The 22720-nt window shown below is 42.6% G+C and carries 17 protein-coding genes; 4 read left to right on the plus strand and 13 right to left on the minus strand.

What is annotated here, in order from left to right; genetic code table 11:
* Nucleotides 1-109: 109 nt before the first annotated feature.
* Both ACU1JV_RS20600 and ACU1JV_RS20605 read left to right on the plus strand, forming a co-directional pair.
* Complete coding sequence (locus tag ACU1JV_RS20600; protein ID WP_064962695.1) at nucleotides 110-985, plus strand: helix-turn-helix transcriptional regulator; 876 nt, start codon at nucleotides 110-112, stop codon at nucleotides 983-985.
* 99 nt (nucleotides 986-1084) lie between these two features.
* Nucleotides 1085-2482, plus strand: a complete 1398-nt coding sequence (locus ACU1JV_RS20605; RefSeq protein ID WP_413987319.1) for a phytase — start codon at nucleotides 1085-1087, stop codon at nucleotides 2480-2482.
* A gap of 79 nt (nucleotides 2483-2561) precedes the next feature.
* On the opposite strand, the gene ACU1JV_RS20610 is transcribed toward ACU1JV_RS20605, so the two are convergent.
* From ACU1JV_RS20610 to ACU1JV_RS20635, 6 genes are all read right to left on the minus strand, one after another.
* Complete coding sequence (locus ACU1JV_RS20610) at nucleotides 2562-6302, minus strand: alpha-L-arabinofuranosidase C-terminal domain-containing protein (RefSeq protein WP_413987318.1); 3741 nt, start codon at nucleotides 6300-6302, stop codon at nucleotides 2562-2564.
* Nucleotides 6303-6562: 260 nt separating this feature from the next.
* A complete protein-coding gene (locus ACU1JV_RS20615) occupies nucleotides 6563-7555 on the minus strand; it encodes an SPFH domain-containing protein (protein ID WP_413987317.1) in 993 nt (330 codons plus the stop codon).
* Between the two features lie 21 nt (nucleotides 7556-7576).
* A complete protein-coding gene (locus ACU1JV_RS20620) occupies nucleotides 7577-8371 on the minus strand; it encodes a TPM domain-containing protein (RefSeq protein ID WP_413987316.1) in 795 nt (264 codons plus the stop codon).
* Nucleotides 8368-9402 carry a TFIIB-type zinc ribbon-containing protein gene (locus tag ACU1JV_RS20625; RefSeq protein ID WP_413987315.1) on the minus strand — a complete coding sequence of 345 codons (1035 nt, stop codon included), beginning with the start codon at nucleotides 9400-9402 and terminating at the stop codon, nucleotides 8368-8370. The genes ACU1JV_RS20620 and ACU1JV_RS20625 overlap by 4 nt, the downstream gene beginning before the upstream one ends.
* A 26-nt stretch (nucleotides 9403-9428) precedes the next feature.
* Nucleotides 9429-10088, minus strand: a complete 660-nt coding sequence (locus ACU1JV_RS20630) for a PspA/IM30 family protein (protein ID WP_013368895.1) — start codon at nucleotides 10086-10088, stop codon at nucleotides 9429-9431.
* 177 nt (nucleotides 10089-10265) lie between these two features.
* A complete protein-coding gene (locus ACU1JV_RS20635) occupies nucleotides 10266-11108 on the minus strand; it encodes an aldo/keto reductase (protein WP_413987314.1) in 843 nt (280 codons plus the stop codon).
* Nucleotides 11109-11443: 335 nt separating this feature from the next.
* On the opposite strand from ACU1JV_RS20635, the gene ACU1JV_RS20640 reads away from it, so the two are divergent.
* Nucleotides 11444-13015 carry a hypothetical protein gene (locus ACU1JV_RS20640; protein ID WP_107734416.1) on the plus strand — a complete coding sequence of 524 codons (1572 nt, stop codon included), beginning with the start codon at nucleotides 11444-11446 and terminating at the stop codon, nucleotides 13013-13015.
* Between the two features lie 1622 nt (nucleotides 13016-14637).
* On the opposite strand, the gene ACU1JV_RS20645 is transcribed toward ACU1JV_RS20640, so the two are convergent.
* Together ACU1JV_RS20645 and ACU1JV_RS20650 are read right to left on the minus strand one after the other, a co-directional pair.
* On the minus strand, nucleotides 14638-17022 hold the full coding sequence (locus ACU1JV_RS20645) for a phosphoketolase family protein (protein ID WP_413987313.1): 2385 nt from the start codon (nucleotides 17020-17022) through the stop codon (nucleotides 14638-14640).
* A gap of 292 nt (nucleotides 17023-17314) precedes the next feature.
* Entirely contained in the window at nucleotides 17315-18037 is a 723-nt protein-coding gene (locus tag ACU1JV_RS20650; RefSeq protein ID WP_013368893.1) for a GntR family transcriptional regulator, read from the minus strand.
* Between the two features lie 316 nt (nucleotides 18038-18353).
* On the opposite strand from ACU1JV_RS20650, the gene ACU1JV_RS20655 reads away from it, so the two are divergent.
* Complete coding sequence (locus tag ACU1JV_RS20655) at nucleotides 18354-19505, plus strand: glycosyltransferase (RefSeq protein WP_040102387.1); 1152 nt, start codon at nucleotides 18354-18356, stop codon at nucleotides 19503-19505.
* A gap of 211 nt (nucleotides 19506-19716) precedes the next feature.
* Here ACU1JV_RS20655 and ACU1JV_RS20660 read toward each other — a convergent pair whose 3' ends face one another.
* From ACU1JV_RS20660 to ACU1JV_RS20680, 5 genes are all read right to left on the minus strand, one after another.
* Nucleotides 19717-20667, minus strand: a complete 951-nt coding sequence (locus ACU1JV_RS20660; RefSeq protein WP_413987312.1) for a ring-cleaving dioxygenase — start codon at nucleotides 20665-20667, stop codon at nucleotides 19717-19719.
* 75 nt (nucleotides 20668-20742) lie between these two features.
* Nucleotides 20743-21141 carry a DoxX family protein gene (locus tag ACU1JV_RS20665; RefSeq protein ID WP_013368890.1) on the minus strand — a complete coding sequence of 133 codons (399 nt, stop codon included), beginning with the start codon at nucleotides 21139-21141 and terminating at the stop codon, nucleotides 20743-20745.
* 69 nt (nucleotides 21142-21210) lie between these two features.
* A complete protein-coding gene (locus tag ACU1JV_RS20670) occupies nucleotides 21211-21438 on the minus strand; it encodes a DUF896 domain-containing protein (RefSeq protein WP_013368889.1) in 228 nt (75 codons plus the stop codon).
* Between the two features lie 337 nt (nucleotides 21439-21775).
* The gene (locus tag ACU1JV_RS20675) at nucleotides 21776-22192 is read right to left on the minus strand and encodes a DUF4280 domain-containing protein (protein WP_064962686.1); all 417 of its coding nucleotides are present in this window, start codon (nucleotides 22190-22192) and stop codon (nucleotides 21776-21778) included.
* Complete coding sequence (locus ACU1JV_RS20680; protein ID WP_413987529.1) at nucleotides 22193-22714, minus strand: hypothetical protein; 522 nt, start codon at nucleotides 22712-22714, stop codon at nucleotides 22193-22195.
* Between the last annotated feature and the right edge of the window lie 6 nt (nucleotides 22715-22720).

Below are 22720 nucleotides of genomic sequence, written 5' to 3' on the forward strand. Positions count from 1 at the left end.
CCTGAGCTCCCCTTGCTACAGTCCTTATTTTATCAACCTGAATTTATAAAAAAAATCGCGATCTTTAACTAAAACTTATACGATTTCACACACAAAGGAGCTGACTTCCATGAGCAAAACAGACTTTCTATCTTTCCTTGTCCCTCCATTGCCTTATTTCATTGAGGGGAATTTTACTACATACCAAAAGGGGGACTGGCATCCGAATCGCTATAACTTGGGATATTTTGACGTAATTATTATTAAAGAAGGACTACTGCACATCGGTGAGGAGGATGAGTCGTGGAAGATAACTGAAAATCATGCACTTATTCTTGAGCCGGATAAGCACCATTTCCCCATAGAGGCATGTACAGAACAAACCTCCTTTTACTGGTTTCATTTTCAAACTAATAGTATGTGGTGCGCCCAATCCTCGCCGAATCTTATTATCCCTAGCACCCCCATTCCTGAGCTGCATTTTCACTCAGAACATACCACCATCCATCTACCCAAATATCAAAAACTAATTAATCCCCATGAGCTGTTCTCCAAATTGGACTATTTACTAGCCTCTACTTTAAAAACTCGAAAGCTGGCTCTATGGGAGACTCAACAAACATTTGTGAATATTTTTCAGAGTTTGGAATATGATGAGAATTACAAAAGCAGTTCCTCCAAGTTAGCTGAACAGATCGAAATATTCTTAAAACAAAACTACAGAAATGCCATCACGAATAAAGACCTGGAGGCACATTTTCACGTACATCAAAACTATCTTGCCAGATGCATGAAGGCCACCTTCCAGCGCACACCACTTGAATATTTGATGGACTATCGTCTGGATCAGGGACGCAGTCTTTTGCTGCAAACCGACTGGTCCATCCAGCAAATTACGGAGGAAACAGGATTTTCTCAAGCCAGCTATTTTTCAAAGTGTTTCAAGGAGAGATTTGGAATGTCACCGAAAAATTACAGACAACAATACTGGAAACCAGCCAATTGAATGTTTACGTCTCTTTTACATTTTGATTGTATTCTTTTGATATTGTCACTTTATACTGAGTCGGTTATATCATTTTCGCTTCAGAAAAGGGGCATACATATGAAGGTAAATAAACTAGCATTATTAACCATGTTAACAGGGATTCTGGTATCACCAGAACTGACCCATGCGGCAAACACTCAGCCATCCGGGTACGCATCACTACGAACACAAGCAGATAAAATGGGGGCAACCATTACATGGGACAGTGATGACCATTCAGTGTTGATCAAGCTGAAAAATGGCATTGTCGGGACTTTTACAGTCGGTGAGAAGCAATATCGTCTAGCTGGCCAAAGCGGAAAAGCAGACCGAGAAATTAAGATGATCAATGGAAATGTATATCTTCCTACAAAAGTGATTACTACGCTTGAAGCAGAGAACAGCAAATATACAGATCCCAAGGACGCAGTCCCCACCTATAAAGTGCTCCCCTCTGTCGAAACAGAAGCCGTGGAGGATGGAGAAGATGCAGCTGACGACCCTGCAATCTGGCTTAATCCGGTTAATCCAGATAAAAGCAGAATTTTAGCTACCAATAAGGGCGGCGGAATTTTAGTCTATGACCTGGATGGCAAGCAACTGCAAAACATGAAAGTCGGAAAAATGAACAACGTGGATCTTCGTTACGGTTTCACATTGGGCGGTAAAAAAGTCGATATCGCAGGTGCAACCAATCGAACCAACAACACAATCGATATCTTTACCATTGATGGTGTATCAGGAACGTTGACCAATGTGGTTGACAAACCTATTAAAGCAACCATGAAAGAAGTATATGGATTCAGTTTGTACCATAGCCTCAAGACAGATAAGTTTTATGCGCTCGTTTTGGGCAAAGAGGGTGAATTTGAGCAATATGAGCTGATTGACAATGGAAACGGTAAAATTGCCGGCAAGCTTGTCCGCCAATTTAAGCTGGCTACGCAATCCGAGGGCATGGTCGCTGATGATGAATATGGTACGCTCTACATTGCTGAAGAGGATTACGCCATTTGGAAATATAGTGCCGAGCCAGACGGTTCATCCAAGCCGCTGCGACGTGTTGATATTGCAGATGGACGTAGACTTCACGATGACATAGAGGGACTCACATTGTATTACGGCAAAGACGGCAAGGGGTATCTCATGGCCTCCAGCCAAGGCAACAGCAGCTATGCGATCTATGAACGACAAGGCGACAATGCGTATATAAGCAACTTCACAATCGGCGACAGCCCTACCGTAGATGGTACGTCTGTCACAGACGGTATTGATGTTCTGGGTTACGGATTAGGCAAGAATTTCCCCCATGGTATCTTCGTTGCACAAGATGACGAAAATCTCCAAAACGGCAAGAAGTTAAATCAGAACTTTAAAATGGTACCTTGGGAGCGAATTGCTACAGGTGCGGCTACCCCGCTAACGATAGACGACGGCACCAATCCGCGTGAACTGGTGAACAGAAGCACGAAGTAATGCCCGTCAGGGAAATAAAATCAACAACATTCTGACTTGATTCATAGAAAAACCCGCTCAATGAGCGGGTTTTCATTGTTTACGCTTTAAGATCCAGTACCAATACATTTACCGAGTTAGCCGGTAATTGTAAGAGGACAGAATCCGTATGCAGCGTAACCTGCTGTTCGGTAGGCACTACCTTTTCATCATTTTTCTTATTCACGTTAGGTACATGAACAAGCGAGGAATCGCCGGTTAGTGTAATCAGCTTGGCACTGGATTCAACATTCAAATCTTCCAGGTTCAGCTGTGTTGCCTTATCTACGTTATCGGCATTCACAAGCTTCACATATACATGTTCAGCATCTTGGGTCACCGAATTAAACACGTCTCTGTTGTAAGCCTCCAGCTTGTAGTCCAGCACTTTACTGGTAGTTTTGCCGTCGGTGTAGGAGCAAATCAGGTTGTTGCCCGTTCCCCCCCCATAGTTCACCGTGATGGTGTAGTCGGTGTTGTCGGCCAACTCTTCATAGCTCGCCGCTCTCAGGTTGCCCGCCGCTGTACTGGAAGAGTAGTCACCCATGGTATAGCCTTCTATGCCTTGCTTGTAAACCTTCACGCCAGTAGCATTGCCGCCATAGCCAATCGCGTATTCGATAACGTTCTTTTTCTCAGTGGTAATATCCGTGAGGCCTGCACCCACATAAAAACCGTCCGTGCCGGAAAGGCGGGAAGCAACCACCTCTACCTTGTAGTTGTTCCAACTGTCGTTCAAGATGTACAAGCCATTCAGACCGCTATCCTGAGCTTTGAGGACAAGTCCCTTGCCTTCCTCCAACGTAGATCCTACAGAACCAGGAATAACTTTCCATAATGAATTCAATTCCTTAGTAAAATCTTGATCCAGCAGTACACTGCCGTCCTTATTGGAGGTAACGGTCACACGCTTAACTACAACCTCGGCGTTGCCTGTCGCGATTTCGATTCCACCCTGAGGAATGAGGTCGATCGGCTTGCCATTTTTGTAAGTAGAGAACGAAGTGGCCAATACTTTATCGCCCAAATATTGGGCATACATTTGCTGCACATAATAGTTTGGTGTAAACCACACGGTTTCGTCATCGAACCAGATACAATCCGGTGTCCATCTGTAAGTTCCGTCCGTCAGGACTTTGTTAAACAGCGGCGCATAGGCAGCCAACCGGACGACATCGGCATTATTTTCGAAGCCCGTCATCACTGCTGCTTCTGCTACTGCGCCTGCCAATGTATTTTTATCTGTCGAGGCATATTCCCCAACAAAAACCTTCGACGTTTCTTTCCAGTTGACACTGCCATCCGCGTTATAAGCTCTATAGTAGTAATTATAGCGGTCCACATTATTCAACAGATACTCATTAGAACGGTAATAGTGTTCATCGGCAATGGTGTCCATATAGTCTTTTTGCTTTTCATACCAGGTTACAGTCTCTTCCGTCACCTGGTTACCATCTGCAAAAGCAACCTTGGCTGAGCCCTTCATATTACCGCTCAGGAACTTCCAGCCCTGCTGATAAGCATCGTCGTCTGCTTGAGCGCCAACCGTGGAGATGATATGCAATTCATATCCCGGATAATTTTTCTCCATGTACTCATCAATTGATGTCTTGAACACCTCAAAGTTGGCGAAGAACTCTGTACCCCAGTTTTCGTTGCCCACGCCCAGATAACGCAGATCGAACGGTGCTTCGTGGCCCATTTTTTTACGCATGGCGGCCCATTCATTATGTTCAAAATCAACGCTAATCGCAAAGTCGATCAGATCCGTAAAATTCTTGATATAGTATTCTCTTAGTGCACCTCCAGCCGGATGAGCATAATCCGAGCGGGCTTGGCAAAGCACACCACAGGCCATAACCGGAAGCGGAGCTGCATTCAGGTCTTCTGCCAACTGGAAGTATTCCATATAACCAAGACCCATGGTCATCATATAGCCCCATACATTAAAGTTTTCCTTGCGCAGCTCGATATCCCCAATGGATTCCTTCCAGTCGTATACATTTTCCCATATAAACGATCCTTCGGAAATACAACCACCTGGAAAACGCAAAAACTTCGGATGCATGCCAACCAGTGCGTTCACCAGATCTTTTCTCAATCGGTAGTTCGGATTACCCTGATAGTTGGCGTGTGCCGACGGGGACTGCTCTTCCTCTCCTGCTCCCCATACATCTTGTGGGAATAAGGAAACCATATCAATGGAAATGTCCCCTTCAAATGTAAGTGCCAGCTGTCCCAGCACCGTAGCTGTACCTGTCAGCACCAGCTTGGAGTCGACACCGTATTTTTTCCACGTGCTGCCACCTTCCACCTGTACGGTTACCGAATCACTGATGTCCTTTTCCTTCGAGTCTTGAAGTTGCAGTGTGATGGTACCCGTCGAATCGGCCTTTGCCCAGATGGTGAACTCATACTTGGCACCCTCTTGGATGGACATGGCACAATTCTGATTAGAATCAGAAAAGCCTTTGTTCCGAATCGTTGCCCCATCCGCTACCGTCACATAATAAGAGTTCACATCCTTGTCTTTTGCGCCCAAAAATTCATTTAATCCACCGCTATGCTGTGGAGCCATCTTGTCCGTATCACCAGACCAGGCGAACAGCGGATTGCGGTTCCGTCCTGTAGAGCAGCCGCATTCACCCGAAGCATGGGAATACGTATCAAACTCGAAGGATTCGAAGGAACGATTTTGTACAAGTTCTGCATATATCCCGCCATCTGCGGCGTTATTGATATCCTCATAGAATAAGCCGTACATCACTTCGCTGACATCCACAACTTCTTTATTCCCATGAATGGTCAGCGTGTATGGAGGCAATTGTTCTGGGAGAACGGATACTTCAAAGCTTTCTTCAATCCGACTTGAACCTCTGGTCAAGAGAGCCGTAACGATGACCCCCTGTGCGGAAGTAATCGCCTGAACCTGTCCATGGTCAGAGAGTATGCTAGGTTGGCTGGATTTCCAGGTCACTTCTACTCTTCCACCCATCAGAACCGTTGGTAGAGATATGTCTTTGGTTATAATCGTCGTCGGAAATGATAAATACTTATCGCGGGCAAGCTTCACAATCTCCTCATCTGTCAATGAATCGCACATGACCTCAATGACTTCATCCGCCGTCAAGCCTGCTTTATAAATTCGGAAGTCCGAAACCAAGCCAGCAAAGTCAACATCCGCTGCATGTTGGGAACGACCGATAAAATTGTTACTATAGTTGGTCGAATCTGCAAACGTTTCGAACCATTTGCGCAGCTTGGCATAGTTGCCACTGGAGGTTTGGCTGATGGAACCGTCTGCTGCCACTTCACCATTGACATATACCACCGGGCCCGCACTACTTAATGTGCCCCCTTCCGTGCCGATTACAGACAGGGCTATGTGCATCCATTCATCTCTGACAAAACCTCTTCCTGGGTCTACGGATAAGTCAGCCTCAGTGAAAAGAGTTCCACGCAGATTCCGTGTCATAAACATATAAGGACCCGTGTGGGATTTACCAAAGTCAAAAACACGTTCCCACATATCCGTGAATCTGCCGAAATTTACCCAAGCCGTCACTGTAACACCAGTGTTATCGCTTACATCTTTAAACAGATCAGAAGGTAGCTGAATATAAGATGTTCCGTTGGGACCTCCCTCAAGTGCCAAAGCCGCTCTTCCGGTAGTATGGGAGATCGTAGGTGCTGCTGTGCCTGAAGCAATCCCGTCATTACCTTGTCCGGAGCTATCCTTGCCGACATTCTCTGCATCATCAAACTTGTACCGCGCAATGATTTGATCTTGGAATTTGGTCATCTTTATGGCTCCTATATCTATAGTTTATTAATGTAATACCTAATTAGTTAATATAAATACGTACTATATAGCTATAGTACCTTATCTTGTGTACCTTTTTCAATCCAATAAATCGGATTTATAAAGAAAATGCTTGAACAATCTACATTAAAAAAGCAGTCATCACAGAGAATACTCTGCAACAACTGCTGTTTGGTTCATAGAATTACTTAGCCAGTCGGCAATTTCCTGAAAGGAAACAGTTCAGCGGTTAGCTATGGCTACCCGTTCAATTTCTGTCCACAATTCGGACAAAAGTTAGCTCCCTCGTTTTTTGTGCCACAATTCGGACAAAAATTAGGTCTTTTACCTTCACCAGAAGGGGTAGAGGTATCGGATGCAGGCTGAGTCTCAGCCGGGGGCTTCTGGCTTGGGTTCAAGTTTTTCATCATTTCATTCGCTATATTCATGCCCATCATCATACTCGCCATATCCGAAGCAGCACCGCCGCCTTTTACATTCCCCGATGCAATACCGTCGGTCATCGTCACTTGTTGGTACTTTTGTAGATTACCGATCATTTCATGAGAAGCTGTCTTTGTAATCATATCCTGGATTTCTTGAGGATAATTGAAGCTCATCACATGGAACCCTGTAATCGTCATACCGTTGTCCATCACTTGCATATCCAGATCTTCCTGAATGCCCTTCGAAATATCAGAAGCATTTGCCTGTAGATTAAACATATCCTTGCCTTCTCGGCTGATCCACTTCATCAATAACTGATCCAACACCGAAGTAATCCGTATTTTCACATCCTCAACAAGATAACTGTCCTTTACCCCGGCAATCTTATCAATAAGCGTAACATAATCGTTTACTTTAAAATTAAATGTGCCGTTGGCACGAATCGGCATCCCGCCTGGCAGTTGGGGAGTAGGGATCAAAACCGGGTTTTGTGTTCCCCATTTGACCGTAAACTCCTTCGTATTAACAAATAAGACCTCCATCCGCATGCCACTGTTAAAGCCGAATTTAAATCCTTTTAATGTCGATAGAAATGGAATAATATCCGAGTCCATGTTATATGACCCTTCATTCTCAAAAATGCCCTCGATCTTGCCGTTATTTACAAAAATGGCGTCCTGACCGGAGCGAATAATCAATTTACTGCCTTTTTTAATTTCACGATTGCTCCACTTCCAAAAAATCATATCATCCCTAAATTCTTCCCATTCAACAACATTTGCAAATTGATTCCTGAAGAACCCCATGCGCTGTATCCATCCCTTCCATTAAAATGATCCTCTGCTGCCGCTATGCGAATGACCGCCGCTGGTGGTTCCGCCTCCTCCGCCTGATGAGCTGCTGCTACTGCTCTTTTCAATCTTCCGCTTCGTTGTCGTTGTGTGAGTGTACAGATCTTGATGTGCCAGAACCCCCGACGTGCTTGCATCCTCGTAGGTCTGCCGATTTACCGTAACCCGACCGCCGGAATTGGAAACCATCTTACCCACAATAATCGACGCCACCCCCAAAGCAATCGCCAAGTGAAGCCAGCCTTTGAAAAATATGCTGTCCGGATTCACACCTGGGCGGATGGCCAAATATTTGTGCGCGCCCAGAATATACTTTTGAAATGCAAGCCCATAGTTACCGTTCGTCAGATCCGGGGTAATCTCATGGCGGATTTTAGTAAGCCTGTCGTCATCCAGATACCGTTCTGCTTTGTAAAAGCCAGCTAAATAAACCTCTCTATTCCTCATATCCATCGTTAAAATGACTGCATTCCCATGGGACCTGTCATACCCCGGGCCATGGTCATCATAAAAATCCTGCGTCATTTTCATAACATCCATATTGTCGGGGTTGTTGGTCGTATAAACAATAATGTCTGTTTCTCTTTCGGCTCCGTATTGGTTAGCCATAGTGTTCAACACATCATACTCTTCCTGATTAAGCAGCCCCGCCTCATCAAAAATCAATGGCTTCATTTCTGTCGCTGCTGCTTCGCTCTTCATTTCCATAGGAACCGCTAGAAAGGCGGCAAAGAACAACAAAACAGCCACAATGGCTCTATATTTTTTCAATAGAATTCTCCCCCCATGATTAGCCAAGTGATTAACCTTAATGAAAAGAGAGTTATGCCGAAAATGCTTGCAAACCAAGCTGTCACTTTGAACTTGCTAATCGGAGGTTTACCAACTACCTTGCCCGTCTGACCGTTCATCGCAAACGTATGCTCCAATTGATTGTAGTCATAGTGTATGACCCATACCGGGAGCAGGGCATAATCCGCTTGTTTTAATGTAGTATCAATTTGCTTTTCCGTGTAACTCACGGACGTATACTCTGACACCGTAGACTGAATATAAGCATCAATATATTCCTTCACTTTGTCTTTTACTCGCGGGAAAAGCTCTTCTTCGTTATAACTATACTTTTCCGCAATATAACCCGCTAGATATGGCGTTTTAAAAGGTTTGAGCTGATCATAGGGAAAAGGCTCCAATTTATCCATCAGCTCGTCATTCATTTTCTCCGCAGCATCAATCGGAACCTTCACATAATTCAAACGGATTTTCCGATATACATCAAAATGCTTCGTTTCTGTATATTCGTAATCTCCACTCGTATAGGTTCTCACTTGGGTACCCTCACCTTGAACCTCAATTTGATTATGTAATTCATATAACCAGAAGGGGACATACATACCGGTTATTCCCTTGATTCGGTCGGCCATCATGAATCGGTTCGGTGTCAGACGGCCATTCTTGCACCATTTTTTGAATGCAGCTATGGCTTCTTCCTTGCTGATCGAAAAAGGAATAACTTGCGCCGGAGCTAGCTCTCCGGTCAGTCGATCACCCAGCACCACGGCAGAACCACAAAAGCTGCACACCGTTGCACTCGTCTCCACTTCGGTCATAATCACTGCTCCACAGTTATTGCAATGATACTCATGGGCCTCATCTTCTGAAAAAATACGATTAGTCAGAGGATCAGGAATCGTATCGATGTTGTCCTCTCTTCCGCAGCTATGGCATGATAGCATTCCTGTCTCACTGTCAAAGACCATGCCGCTGCCGCAGTTGGGGCATTTGTATTCGATAACCGGCATCTGCTCACCTCTTCATGTAGAAACTATTATGATTCTTTGGGGTTGATTTTCTTCTTGATTGCAGCCAGCTCATCTTCTGGATTGGTACTCTTCTCATATTGTGCGAATAACGCATCCAGGTCGTCCTTCGTTCCTGTTCGGAGCTCGGCTATCGCCATCGCTTCATCATATGCCCTGTTCACCTTTTCTTCCAAGGCCTCGAAAACAGAATCATGGTCACCCATAGAATTCAAGGTTTGCTGTGCTTTGGCGATCGCCAGCTTCCCTTTAAGTTCGGCACGCCGCAACTCCAGTTGCCCTATATCGGACACCAATTTCTCCTGCATTTGTTTCATATGTACGGCGTTTGCCGAAGCTAAGTCATAGGATGTCTGTAACGATTCCAATTTCTCCGCCTGCAAACCTTTACGCTCCAAAAACTTTCGAGCTTCCTCTTCATTGCCAGCTTCCACAGACTTACTTGCATAATGCTGGAGCTTTTTGATCTCAGTTCTACATTCATCCAGTGCTCTTTTCGCCCTTTTCTCATCAGCCAGCACTGAGGCCGTTTCCGCTTTCACCTTGCCTAGATCACTATTTAGATTTTGCATATAATCATCAATCGTCTTCTCCGGATCACTCGCCTTATCCATTAAGGCGTTGATATTCATCTTCATAATATCCCTAAACCTTGACAAAATCCCCATGATGACCTCCTTCGAAAGGACTACATTCCCCCATATCATACCTCAAATCCGGTTAAAAATGTTCATCATTCATCATAGCTATATACCGGACCAGCGAATACTTTCGGCTATTATTCAAAGCGAAGGGTTCAAAAACCCTTCACAGATTTTTGAACCCTTCTCATGTACTCTTGTAGATTATAGCTCCTCATAGGACTTGGGGTCCTGCCCCCATATCCGTCCATCTTCTCTGCTGAGCGCCGAAATGACGTTCATTTCCTCTGGTGACAACTCAAAATCAAAAATGTCCAGATTTTCCGTCTGATGTTTTACGGAAGAGGCCTTAGGAATCGGAATCGCTCCCAGTTGGATATGCCAACGTAAAATCGCTTGTGTCGCGGTTTTGCCATGAGCAGCAGCAATTTTCCCAATCTCTTCGTTTTCCATCATGCTGTGCCCACGCCCCAAAGGACTCCACGATTCCGTCACAATGCCCTGTTCAGCATCTTTTGCACGCTGATACTCCTGGTTAAATAATGGATGCAATTCAACCTGATTGATACTCGGCGCGATACCAGTTCCCCGAATTAAACGTTCATTATGCTCAGGCAGAAAATTGCAGACTCCGATGGAACGAATATAGCCCCGCTTCTTCGCCTCAATTAACGCCTGCCAGGCTTCAACATAACGGTCAATTTTGGGATTCGGCCAATGGATCAAATACAAATCATAATAGTCCAAACCGGCTCTATATAATGACTCTTCAATCGTGACAATGGCTTCCTGATAGGCATGTCGACGACCCGGCAGTTTGGAGCAAATCAACAATTCTTCTCTGGGTACAGAACTCTGCCGGACAGCTTTCCCGACAGCACCCTCATTTTCATAGTTGAAAGCTGTGTCAATCAGACGGTAACCTGCATCAATCGCGCTAGCTATCGCTGTTACTCCATCTGCACCCTTCAATCCAGCAGTTCCAAATCCAATGACAGGCACCTCAGTGCCATCATTCAATACCTTCTCCGGAATTGGTTGTTTCATATTAACAGCCTCCTCCTATTCTCTTATACCATAATACCTCTTCAATATTCAGACAAAATGCAGCGAACCATTCAGTTCCCCATATACTTATTACCCACTACTAACCTAATGGCGCTAACCTATGCATCGTCTTACAGCTAATCAACCACCGTAAAACTACACTCAATTTTAGCAATATGTCAATAATCGAACTGAGAAATCAATAAAGAACTAACGATGGTTCTATTGAACTATACAATGGGTCAATTGTCATGATATAGTTAAGATGGAATATTATCCGATTGGTTCAAACAAATAAAAAAATAATTCCACTAACAATTTTGGGGGCATGTTGTATGGATAAGCTGCAAGAAGTCAAAATAGTTTTTATAGGAGAGTCAGGTTGTGGGAAAAGTACACTCATCCGACATCTGGCAGAATCTCCACAGAAACTAAAATATGCTTCATCTAGTGATGGTCATGCAGGCACTACAAAAGTGACTATAGAATATTTATTTGGAGATTATGAATTTATAAGAGTTAACTCTGTCTTTTGCAATATTAAATACTCTAAAGATTCTGACCTCGACTTTTTTGGAGATACTGGATTTGAAACATTTCTGAGCAATATTGAAGATGTTCAAAAATTAGAGAAATCTAATGATAATTATGTACAAACCATCAACAACTATGCCAAACAGTATCTAAATGGTAAATCTCTTCAGGAAGTCTTCAAAATTATAAACACCCCAAATACATTTTTCAATCAAATAACAATGGAGGTTCCTGCTAATAAAGATTTATATTCTCAAATGAGAATAAACGAAATTGATGTATTAAGAATTGTCGATACTAGGGGTCTTGGGGACCAAGATGACATAGAGAGAGTAATCCCATTTGCTGGTGCAGATGCTATCATAATAGTAGGAAAAAATGAAACACCATCACCAGTAATATTACAAGGCTTAATTAAAGTGTGTCAGGATTATAAACATTTACCCGTTTTATTCATAGGCAAACATGCGATTAATGAAGATGAAGTTAACATAACTTCCGTTGATACAGCGGACGATTATTTATCAAGATTGATCAAATTTAATAAAAATCCAGATTGTTCGATTAGACGTCTGTATGCAGATGTTTGTGAAGAACATTTAGAATTAATTAAACCTGTTCAGGATGTTATGAAAGAATGTCGTATTAATAATGTCCCTTATATCAACTCTTTAGCATTTTCAACTGCTAAGGAATCTAACTACTACAAGTTTTACGTCCCCGCATGTATTCAGATTTTTAGCAATTGTATTAAGACAATTAGCTCTTACCAAATCGCCCAGAAAGATGTATCTAATCAATTGCGTAATAGTAAAGCTAATCTTTTCAATAGTATGTTTACAAAAGAAATTTTAGAAAGTGTCATTCATTTCCTATCAATTGAACCAAAAAAATATAATCGTTACGTTGACTTTCTCTCTGTTGCAAAAGGATACTCCGAAAGACATGGCTCCCCGCTTGATTACTCATATGATTGCGTAGCTGCAACTATGCATGCAATGCTGAAAACTGCAATTGATCGCGCTATAATAAGCGTTGACAACACAATTAGCAATGATATTCTTCTCTTTTTCTTCAACCGAGTGCTGCAACACAATTCATATAACTGGTACTGGGGCTACGACAATGGTTACTACTACACCATTATTAATTTCAGTTATAAAGCTGCTCGTGAATGTAAAAAGAAGCTTCGAGAACAAAATCTCAAACTAGATCAAGTAGTATGTAAAAGATTCGGAAAGCAATATGATCGATATGATTCAATAAAAATTTTACTCTTTGAAGAAAGCCTGAATATGTTAATAAACAAGATAGATAGTGACATTGATGTAAATAATTACTTTTCCAATATCCTTGACGCTGATCCGGCATAAACTTTGTCATAATCAATGTGAGAGGTGCAATATCCAAGTATGTTTTACAAGCACTAAGCGTAGATCAGCTACACTATACTCTCCTAGACAGAAAAATTGTGTTCTAGTATAGTAGATCGCAGACCAATTCTTGAAGGATCAAAAAAAGACTTAAAAAGAAAGACATACCTTTAGTTCTGAATTTAAAGCACAGATGGTTCATCTCTTATCAAAGCAACAAATCACGAAAGGATATCATTCAATAATATGATTGAATCCTTCATTACTAGATAAATGGGAGAAATAGAATTCCACATCTGATCCTTTAAAAAGAAAGACAACCGGAATCAAAAGTGCTAGTACTCATCAAGCTTCGGAAACAGAACAAGAAAATTCTCATTAGGCCTACCCATTTGATAGGCCTCTTTTACATTCACCTGAACAGATAAATCACATGCGAATTAGTAAGTTCGATCTCAACGTAGCCTATACTCAGAGAAGTAAGGAACAGAACGTATAATACCATTACAGTCTAGGGAACTTTGTAGGCAAGGAAACGGATGGTGAAGCATGGTACTCTAGTTGAGACTTGAGAATGTCAGTGAGAGAGAGACATTTCACCGGAATATGTGAAGTGTAGTCACCAGAGTGATTGACTCAAGTGGCCTAACCCCCATGTAGGTTACCTTATACCTATGTAGACCACGTAACTTTCAGTTTGCCCACTGACTCTTAGGGGTTGGAATACGTCCTTCAAACCCACGGCTGTCGGGTCGCAGATTTGCCACTTTCGGCGTTTAAGTGCCTGAGATCCGGATGTCGGAGACTAGAAACGGGCTTTGCAGCATAGGGGACATGAAAGGGACAATGGCAGCGGGCAAGAAAGTTTCGTCCACCTTTTCCGGTAACGTTGCTAATCCTAGGAGGGGATGACTTTTAGAACAATTGAATACGTCGTTATAGATACTTACAACCACCTGTCTATGTCTATGTATATACATTTATGTTTACTTTTTTCACCAAAGTTTGTCGTAGTCCGAATTGATCTATATAGTCAAGTTTATCTTAACGTTACCGAAAGTTATACCAACATGCTCAGAATCTTTCGCTTATTCCTGTGTGTTCCGGGTTTGCGTAATTTTTACTTGGTTCGTGAATCTGTGAGCTGGCTATTATGCTTCCTCTTGGGGGAGATGTATGGTTTTCTCTGTTTTAGGGGTATATGACCCCGGGACTGACTTGGCTTATGTACTTCCCTTTGAACTCTGCCTCCTGACTAATGGCGTTCATGGATACTGGTGGGAATCAGCGCTATGTAGTCATCTCTCTTTAGGGTATAACATCTGATTCTCCGAAAGGATGCTTACCAACAAAATGCAGTCAAAAAGATTTAGTATAATCTCTGAAACAAACTGATTGGGACATAACTTGTATTCATTGCTCGTTCAATATAAGGATTGACATCCGCTGTGACTTCCCTATTAAATTCTCTGTGTGCTACATCAAAAAGTGCCTGATCCCCGTTGAAAACATACTTGAAGTCAAGGGGCCAGGCACTTCTATTCTGCTACCAAATCATATATTTCACTTCATGCTAGACTGCTTGGTTGTCCAACACAAAGCTGAAATGTACTGTACTTTTTTTATTTCAGGCCTTCCCATACCCAGTTCTCTACCTCTGGCAAGTCAATGCCTTCTTCGCGAATGAATTGATGATGCTTCTTAACCATTGCATCCATTTCATCCGCAATATTCGCGTACTTTCCAGCGTCAGGTAAGTTTAGAACAGCTTCCTTCACTAAATCAAAACGGTCCATTTGATTCAATACACGCATATCAAATGGTGTCGTAATATCGCCATTTTCACGGTAACCATGTACATGCAGGTTATGGTTGTGATGATCAAAGAACAGATCTTTGATCAGACCTTCGTAACCATGGAAAGCGAATACGACTGGTTTGTCCTTTGTGAAAAATTGATCAAACTCAGCGTCAGATAATCCACGAGGATCTAACTTTTGGCTTCTCAGCTTCAGTAAGTCTACTACGTTGATGTAACGAATCTTCAAATCAGGCAGTTTTTTATGCAAGATAGAGATCGCAGCTAAGCTTTCAATCGTTGGCTCTGTACCGGCAGAAGCGATAACAATATCAGGCTCTCCACCTTGATCTGTACTTGCCCAGTCAATAATCTTTAACCCTTTGTCCACCAATTCCTTCGCTTCATCAGCAGAAAACCATTGTGGGCGTGGGTGTTTGGACGAAACAACCAAATTGATCTTTTGACGATCATTTAAAATGGTGTCAAAAACAGCTAGCAGAGAGTTGGCGTCAGCTGGCAGATACTCACGAATAAATTCTGGTTTCTTATCAGCCAAATGACCTAACAAACCTGGATCTTGGTGTGTATACCCATTATGATCCTGTTGGAAGACCGTTGAAGTAGCTACAACATTCAATGATGGGATGCCTGCACGCCATCCTTGATCCGTTGCTTTACGCAACCATTTGAAGTGTTGAGTGATCATCGAGTCAACCACACGCAGGAAGGCTTCGTAACTTGCGAAGAAACCATGACGGCCTGTTAACACATAACCTTCCAGCAATCCTTCAGCTTGGTGTTCAGACAATTGGGAATCAATGACACGACCATAAGATGACAAGAATTCATCATTAGGCTCAATAATTTGATCCATCCATTGGCGTTTGGTTACTTCAAAAACAGGAGCCAAGCGGTTAGACATCGTTTCATCAGGTCCGAAGATTCTGAAATTGCGATTCTCTTCATTTAATACAACCACATCTTTAACGTATTTGCCCAAAACCGACATATCTTGCGCAATCACTTTACCAGGCGTGGAGTTATCCAGCGCATAGTTACGGAAATCTGGCAATTTCAAGTCTTTAATAAGGTTACCCGCATTCGCAACAGGGTTCATTCCCATGCGTTTCTCGCCTGTAGGCAGAATTTCAGCAATCTCAGCTTTTAAACGACCGTTTTCGTCGAACAATTCCTCTGGTCTATAGCTATTCAGCCATTCTAATAAGGCAGGTGCGTGCTGCATATTTTTTTGATCAACTGGAATTGGAACCTGATGGGCACGGAACGAATTTGTATTCGGCACTCCGTCCCATTCCTTTGGACCCGTCCAGCCTTTAGGTGAACGGAAGATAAGTACTGGCCACGCCGGACGAGTAAGGTCATTATTTTCACGCGCATTCTTCTGGATAGCTTCGATCTTCTCGATGGCAGTATCCAATACTTTCGCCATTTCTGGATGCATGTGATCAGGGTCTTCACCTTCAACAAAAAACGGTTCCCAACCCAAACCTTTAAAGAACGAAGTTAACTCTTCTTTCGATTGGCGAGACATAATCGTTGGGTTACTAATTTTGAAGCCATTTAAGTGCAAGATTGGCAGCACTGCGCCATCCGTGATTGGATTGATAAATCTGTTAGAGAACCACGAAGCGGCTAATGGTCCCGTTTCAGCTTCACCATCCCCAATAACAACAGCCGAAATCAGATTCGGATTATCTAAAATAGCACCTACACCATGAGAAAGGGAATAGCCCAGCTCTCCACCTTCATGGATAGATCCAGGTGTTTCAGGAGCAGCATGCGAAGCAATACCGCCAGGGAACGAAAATTGTTTGAACAGTTTCTTCATGCCTGGGATATCTTGAGTGATTTGCGGATAAATTTCGGTGTAGCTTCCATCAAGATATGAATTTGAAACCATAACTTGGCCGCCGTGACCAGGACCTTCAATGTAAAGCATGTTCAAATCATATTTATTAATAACACGATTAAGATGAGCATAAATAAAGTTTTGGCCTGGAATCGTGCCCCAGTGTCCAATAGGCTTAACCTTTACATCCGAATCTTTCAAAGGTTCTCTCAACAAAGGATTGTCTTTTAAATAAAGCTGACCTACTGAAATGTAGTTGGTTGCACGCCAGTATGCATCAAGTTTTTCCAAATATGTTTTAGACGAGTAATCTTCTAACACGGGTGATAAAGCCATGGTGTCCACTCCCTAGTAATTTTGTTTGTAATTTATTTCCGGAAATTTCATCTACATGTACATCATAACGCTACACTGAATTAATTCAACCTTTTTCACAAGTGATACGGTCCAATTTTGTGAAATTTTGAACATACTATGAAATATAAATTAAAAAGACAGTTAAAAAGCTCTTACATTAAAATATATAGCAGGATAAACCAATAAAATTTGTGATAAATGAAGAGTTTGCAGACTCTAGTCCTTTTTCAAAACCATAAAAAAAAGACCGGAGAATTCTCCAGTCTTTTCGTTAGTGTACCGATACAAAGGTATTAAATTTCAAATATTTGTAATGAAACCGCATATGTGAAAATTCAAATGGCGTGCCGTTATCCAAAAAGAAAACACCCTCCATAATGCCTACCGGTTCATTTTCTTTTAATTGTAGTAGCTTTTGATCATTCTCTTGGGACGGTTCTGCAAAAATGGATAAAAAAGATTTGGTGACGGCCAGGTTCCGCGAGTCTTCCAAATAATTAAAAATGGAACCCTCAATAATCGTCTGATTTAAATCTTGGACAATTTTAATGGGGATGTAGCCCGTTTCAATCATAAAGGGATCGTCATCAAACAGGCGTAAGCGAACAATTTTATAAACAAAATCATGGGTATCCAAGAACAAATCGCGCTGTAGTTCTTCTGTCGGTGGAATGACCTCGAAACTCAATACTTTGATTTTTGGCTTTTTGCCATGCATTTGAAAATTATCAGTAACTCCTAGATTAGAGCCTTCATAGTTAAAGATAGATTCATTTCTTATGTATAAGGGATTAATAAATGTCCCGGAGCCTTGTTTTTTGAAAATAATTCCGACACTCTCCATTTTAGTCAGAGCGCGTTTAATGGAACTACGACTAACCTGGTAAGTCTCACTAAGACTACGTTCATCTGGCAATCTCATATCTGCAAACTTTCCAGCGAAAATTTTCATTTTAAGATCGTCAATAATTTGCTTATAGACAAATTGTGTCATATAGTACTCCTCTTTCAGGTCTTCTATAACTCCATATAGTTTACCATAAACATGTCCATTTCATCTCATGTTTGTTTGTATCTCTTTTACTTTACATCCTTATGCGTAATGCTGCCATGACATATACATCATACCACTGAAAATACCTGCAAAATAGCAAAAATTACAGAACCTCCACCTTAACATCCTCAATATGACCAAGCCTGTTTCGCACCTTGAGGGGTGTTTGACCAGACCAGGCTAAAATCCTTGAATACATTGTTATTATTTATCTTGTTCAAACGTGTTCTAATAAAAATGGTGGGGGGAGATCACATTGGCTATCCGCTACAGCGTCATCATTCCAACCTATAATCGAGCCCAGCAGCTGCTGCTCACACTCGCCTCATTTGAAGCGCAAACCTATTCCAAGCAACTATTCGAAGTGATTGTAGCTGATGACGGCTCTACAGATGGAACGAAAGAAATGGTTGAAGACTTCAAAGCATCCTATCCTCTTATCTATGTGTCACACCCGGAACAACGTGGTCGATCTGCCGTTCGAAATTTGGGACTGCGCCAGGCAAAAGGGATATATATCATTTTCTGCGACGCTGACTTTTTGGTGCTACCTCATTTCATTAAAACCGTGAGTCGTTATCACCGCAAGTATCCCAAATCCGTGCTTTCAGGCATTCCTCACTCGTGGGACGATGCATTTACCCATTATCACCCTGACTTTTCTGTGGAAGAAAAAGAACATTGTCGGAGCATACTTACACAATCAGGCTTATGGAATCCCGACTTTGAAACAGCGAATGAAATTATCCCGATCATCACCCCTCATGATGTCCTGCATCAAACGGGTGCATTGTCTAAAGTCGTTAGCCCCACCAGGGTTCCGCCCAGTACTCAAAAACAATTTGCCTCAACGGACGTAGCTCCCTGGATGATGCTAGTAACTCGTTGTGTAGCCATCAGACGCAACCACTTGATTCGTATTGGAGGTTTCAATGAACGGTTTGTGCTGTACGGACTCGAAGACTGGGACTTGGGCTATAGACTGCATCGCTTAAAAATCCCTTTTTATTGCATCAAAGAGGTGGTCGGATATCATCAGGAACATCCAACCCATCTTAGAGGTAACGTTTTAAATACGGAAAATCTGAGAATCATGTATGAAACTTACGGGTTCAATGACTCCTCGTTAAATTTATTCGCTCTAATTCCTCCATCCGAGGATTTTGAGACCTACAAAAATACGCTGCGCGTATTACGCAGGGGACTCCGTTCTAGGTTAACACGTTCATCGGCTATGTTGTTGAGAAGGACATTACGCATTGCTGCCAAGCAGTTTTATTATCAAAACAACAACCCAGCATACCAGCAAGCATTACGGGTGATAAAAAAGAAAGCAGAGAACCGGAAAAGCCGAGTCGCCCACGTGTTACGAGAAATGCTGGTAAAGTCTGAAAAGCTGTTGGAATAACAAGAGGACGGTAGCACACGAGACACATACCTGGAAGCAGATTCTGTCCTGGATAGATAATGTCGTATATTAGATTAGTCAAATCATAAATATAGGTTAATTGCGGAGGATTTCATTTTCAGGTGGTAACCTATCAAATGAAAAATCCACAATCGAATGAGATTGTGGATTTACGTGACTTCATCTGGATGCAAAACAGCAGCCATTTCATTTACTTTTGTTTATCTGTTAATGTTCTCACTTCAATACGATGCAGGTTTGCCTCGATCTGAGCCCGCTGTGGTTCATACCACTCTGGCAGCATTAATTTCTGCCCCAAAGATTCAGCAGGCTCATCGTTAGCAAATCCCGGTGGATCAGTAGCAATTTCAAACAGTATGCCGCCCGCTTCTCTGAAATATATTGCATTAAAATATTGGCGGTCGATGATTGGAGTTGGCTGATAGCCATAATGCTGAACTGCGCTTCTCCACTCTTCATGTTGCTCGAAATCTTTTGCGCGCCATGCAATGTGATGTACCGTACCTGCTCCACCAAAGCCTAAGCCCATTTTGACGAGCGGAACATCCACAATGTTGCCGATTTCTCCAGCAGATTGATAACGAGCATATTCGGCGTCTTCGTAGATTTTCGTAAATCCGAGTATGCTCTCCAATGCATCCATCGTTTTCTGTGGATTGACGCTAAATAGTACGGCGCCTCCGAACCCTTTAATGGCGTTATCAGCCGAAATGCCATCGTAAGACCAAGTACTGCTCGCTCCCTCCGCACGTTCAACAAGCTCAAGACGTAGGCCCTCATTATCCTCGAATTGAAGATATTGTTCATTAAACCGGCTTGTTTTCGTAACTTGAATACCAAAGCTTTGCAAACGATGCTGCCAAAAATCAAGCGAACCTGGCGGTACCACATACGAGGTTATGCCCACCTGACCACCTCCGATGCGCCCTTTGGGAGTTCCTGGTGCAGGGAAAAAAGTAATGATCGTTCCGGGGCTTCCTGCCTCGTTACCAAAGTACAAGTGGTAAACCTCAGGGGCATCGAAGTTGATGGTTTTCTTCACTAACCGAAGTCCAAGAATACTTGCATAGAAATCGACATTTGACTGCGGATTACCGGCAAAAGCTGTAATATGATGGATACCTGTCGTTTGAAGTGACATATAAAACCCTCCTTTTAATTGTAGAAATCCTTATTTTTCATTATCGTTCAATTTTTAATGATCTAAGTTCATGTATTAATGAAGTATTGCATCAATGGAATATGAACCTGCACCTGTCAACGCAATCCCGATTACGACAGCAATAAGAACCAGTGGATATTCATAGCCATTAGCGGTTGCCCAGATTCCGTTTTGACCATGCACTTTGACAATCGCTCCGAGCATCGCCATCGTAATCAACAGTGCAGCCAGTGGAGTGAGCAGTCCTACAGTAAATAGAGCCCCTCCCAGCAATTCCATCAATCCAGCGGCCACAGCCATCAATACCCCAGGCTTGATCCCGATTGATTCCATCCAACCACCGGTACCTTTTGGACCATAGCCGCCAAACCAGCCAAAAAGCTTCTGAGCCCCGTGCCCCACGAATAGCAATCCAACCACCAAACGTATCAACAACAATCCACTCGCCAACATAAAATCACTCTCCATATTATATTTATTATTTAAAGATTTTTTAATTTAAGATATTAGGCAAAATTAAATTCATGGCTTAACGATTTGCGCCTGTTCTTTTCTTAATTTTTCAGGAGTAACATCATCTCCATTCGGATCATAAATCGTAGCATTCAAAAGTATGCTTTTGATAGAGCCTCGAAAGATTTGAAGGTATTCTTTGCGAAGATCCATTTGTTCCGTTTTTTCAATTTCAGTTAACCCAACTTCTTTTGCTTTTTTTGCCAACTGGTTAATTCTTTCTAAAATCGCAATCATGTGTATACCTCCCTATTCAAAATTTGCTGTTGTTTTATCTTTAATTTATTTATCTTGATATAAAGATATAATATTTTATTGTTCTTGTCAACACTTTATTAAAGAGAGGAGAAAATGAATCCTTGAGTTGCTTCTCCCCCTAATATCAATGCTATCTCCATGCTGGTAATACTGGTATTTTTGTACCATCGCAGTGACCAGATCATCGTAGGTCAATGGATATCCTGATAAGATCGTCTCTTCATCTGGATATCCATCTAGTACGAATGCGAAGCACCCTTCAGTTCAACTGTATACACGTCCCGAATCCAAAACCCAACGGCTTTGAAACAGACTCTTAATCCAGCTCCTGTCCATCATTTTCAATTTGGATATGACCACAATACAGACACTGATGGGTACAGTTTTGTGTCAAGGCCGGCTGTCCCTCGATCTTCACATCACTTTTCCCATTCAGCCACGGCATGGTCAGAACTGGAACACACGGAGCCTTTTTCACGCCATAGATGTCCACCATCTCACTAGCCTGTACAGCCGGATTTAAAGGACTGGAGCAATTTCCAAAAGACTGAATGTTCACTCCTGGAATGTAATCTCCAATGTTCATTTGTGCTTTGTTTTTTACGTAGACACCATGGCTAAAAGGTCTTTTCAAACGGGTAGGTTGTGTGCCATAACTACAACTTAAGATCGCTCCTGCCACGACATAGCTTTTTTTTGCGCCCGTTCCCGGGTTCACTTGGGCTTCTTCCACTTACCCCATCCTCCTTAGTGCTTCCATCTCGACTCTTTGCACTCGAATGCCTGTAAAAGATCGGCGCAGCAGGCTTTCTACCACAGCCAAATGGATATAGATATGAGGTTCGATCAGTCCCTCAATCCGAAAAACAGGGGGCTCTATCTCCCCCTGTCTCAGTATCAAACGCTTCAACGTACCATTGGGATACCATTCCGTTTGTGCGGACAAACAGTCCACCATCGGCGGACGAAGCACCCAGTATACCTCCTGTCTGGCCTGCTGGAAATCGGTAAGGATGGCCGCTTTCCATTTCAGTCCCGGCATATATTTCTCCATTAATACTTTCATCCGATCAGACACCAGGGGTAGGGGAAATTCCAGGAAATCCGGATACACTGTTCGTGGATCGGTATGTACAGCTAAAAAAAGAGGATCATCCTTCTGTTGCTCTCCCTCAGCTTCTGTTAGGATTTTCTCTACTTGCAAAGGAGACAGCGCAGCAGGCTCCACCCGATGTTTTACCCGCTCGTCTATCATCAGTCG

This window comes from Paenibacillus sp. T2-29 (assembly GCF_052921365.1).

Coding starts and splice junctions, on each gene's coding strand:
- ACU1JV_RS20610 (WP_413987318.1), bottom strand. CDS start 6,302: ATGACCAAATTCCAAGATCAAATCATTGCGCGGTACAAGTTTGATGAT.
- ACU1JV_RS20605 (WP_413987319.1), top strand. CDS start 1,085: ATGAAGGTAAATAAACTAGCATTATTAACCATGTTAACAGGGATTCTG.
- ACU1JV_RS20650 (WP_013368893.1), bottom strand. CDS start 18,037: ATGACACAATTTGTCTATAAGCAAATTATTGACGATCTTAAAATGAAA.
- ACU1JV_RS20635 (WP_413987314.1), bottom strand. CDS start 11,108: ATGAAACAACCAATTCCGGAGAAGGTATTGAATGATGGCACTGAGGTG.
- ACU1JV_RS20600 (WP_064962695.1), top strand. CDS start 110: ATGAGCAAAACAGACTTTCTATCTTTCCTTGTCCCTCCATTGCCTTAT.
- ACU1JV_RS20645 (WP_413987313.1), bottom strand. CDS start 17,022: ATGGCTTTATCACCCGTGTTAGAAGATTACTCGTCTAAAACATATTTG.
- ACU1JV_RS20640 (WP_107734416.1), top strand. CDS start 11,444: ATGGATAAGCTGCAAGAAGTCAAAATAGTTTTTATAGGAGAGTCAGGT.
- ACU1JV_RS20630 (WP_013368895.1), bottom strand. CDS start 10,088: ATGGGGATTTTGTCAAGGTTTAGGGATATTATGAAGATGAATATCAAC.
- ACU1JV_RS20670 (WP_013368889.1), bottom strand. CDS start 21,438: ATGATTGCGATTTTAGAAAGAATTAACCAGTTGGCAAAAAAAGCAAAA.
- ACU1JV_RS20660 (WP_413987312.1), bottom strand. CDS start 20,667: ATGTCACTTCAAACGACAGGTATCCATCATATTACAGCTTTTGCCGGT.
- ACU1JV_RS20665 (WP_013368890.1), bottom strand. CDS start 21,141: ATGTTGGCGAGTGGATTGTTGTTGATACGTTTGGTGGTTGGATTGCTA.
- ACU1JV_RS20615 (WP_413987317.1), bottom strand. CDS start 7,555: ATGGGGTTCTTCAGGAATCAATTTGCAAATGTTGTTGAATGGGAAGAA.
- ACU1JV_RS20680 (WP_413987529.1), bottom strand. CDS start 22,714: ATGATAGACGAGCGGGTAAAACATCGGGTGGAGCCTGCTGCGCTGTCT.
- ACU1JV_RS20625 (WP_413987315.1), bottom strand. CDS start 9,402: ATGCCGGTTATCGAATACAAATGCCCCAACTGCGGCAGCGGCATGGTC.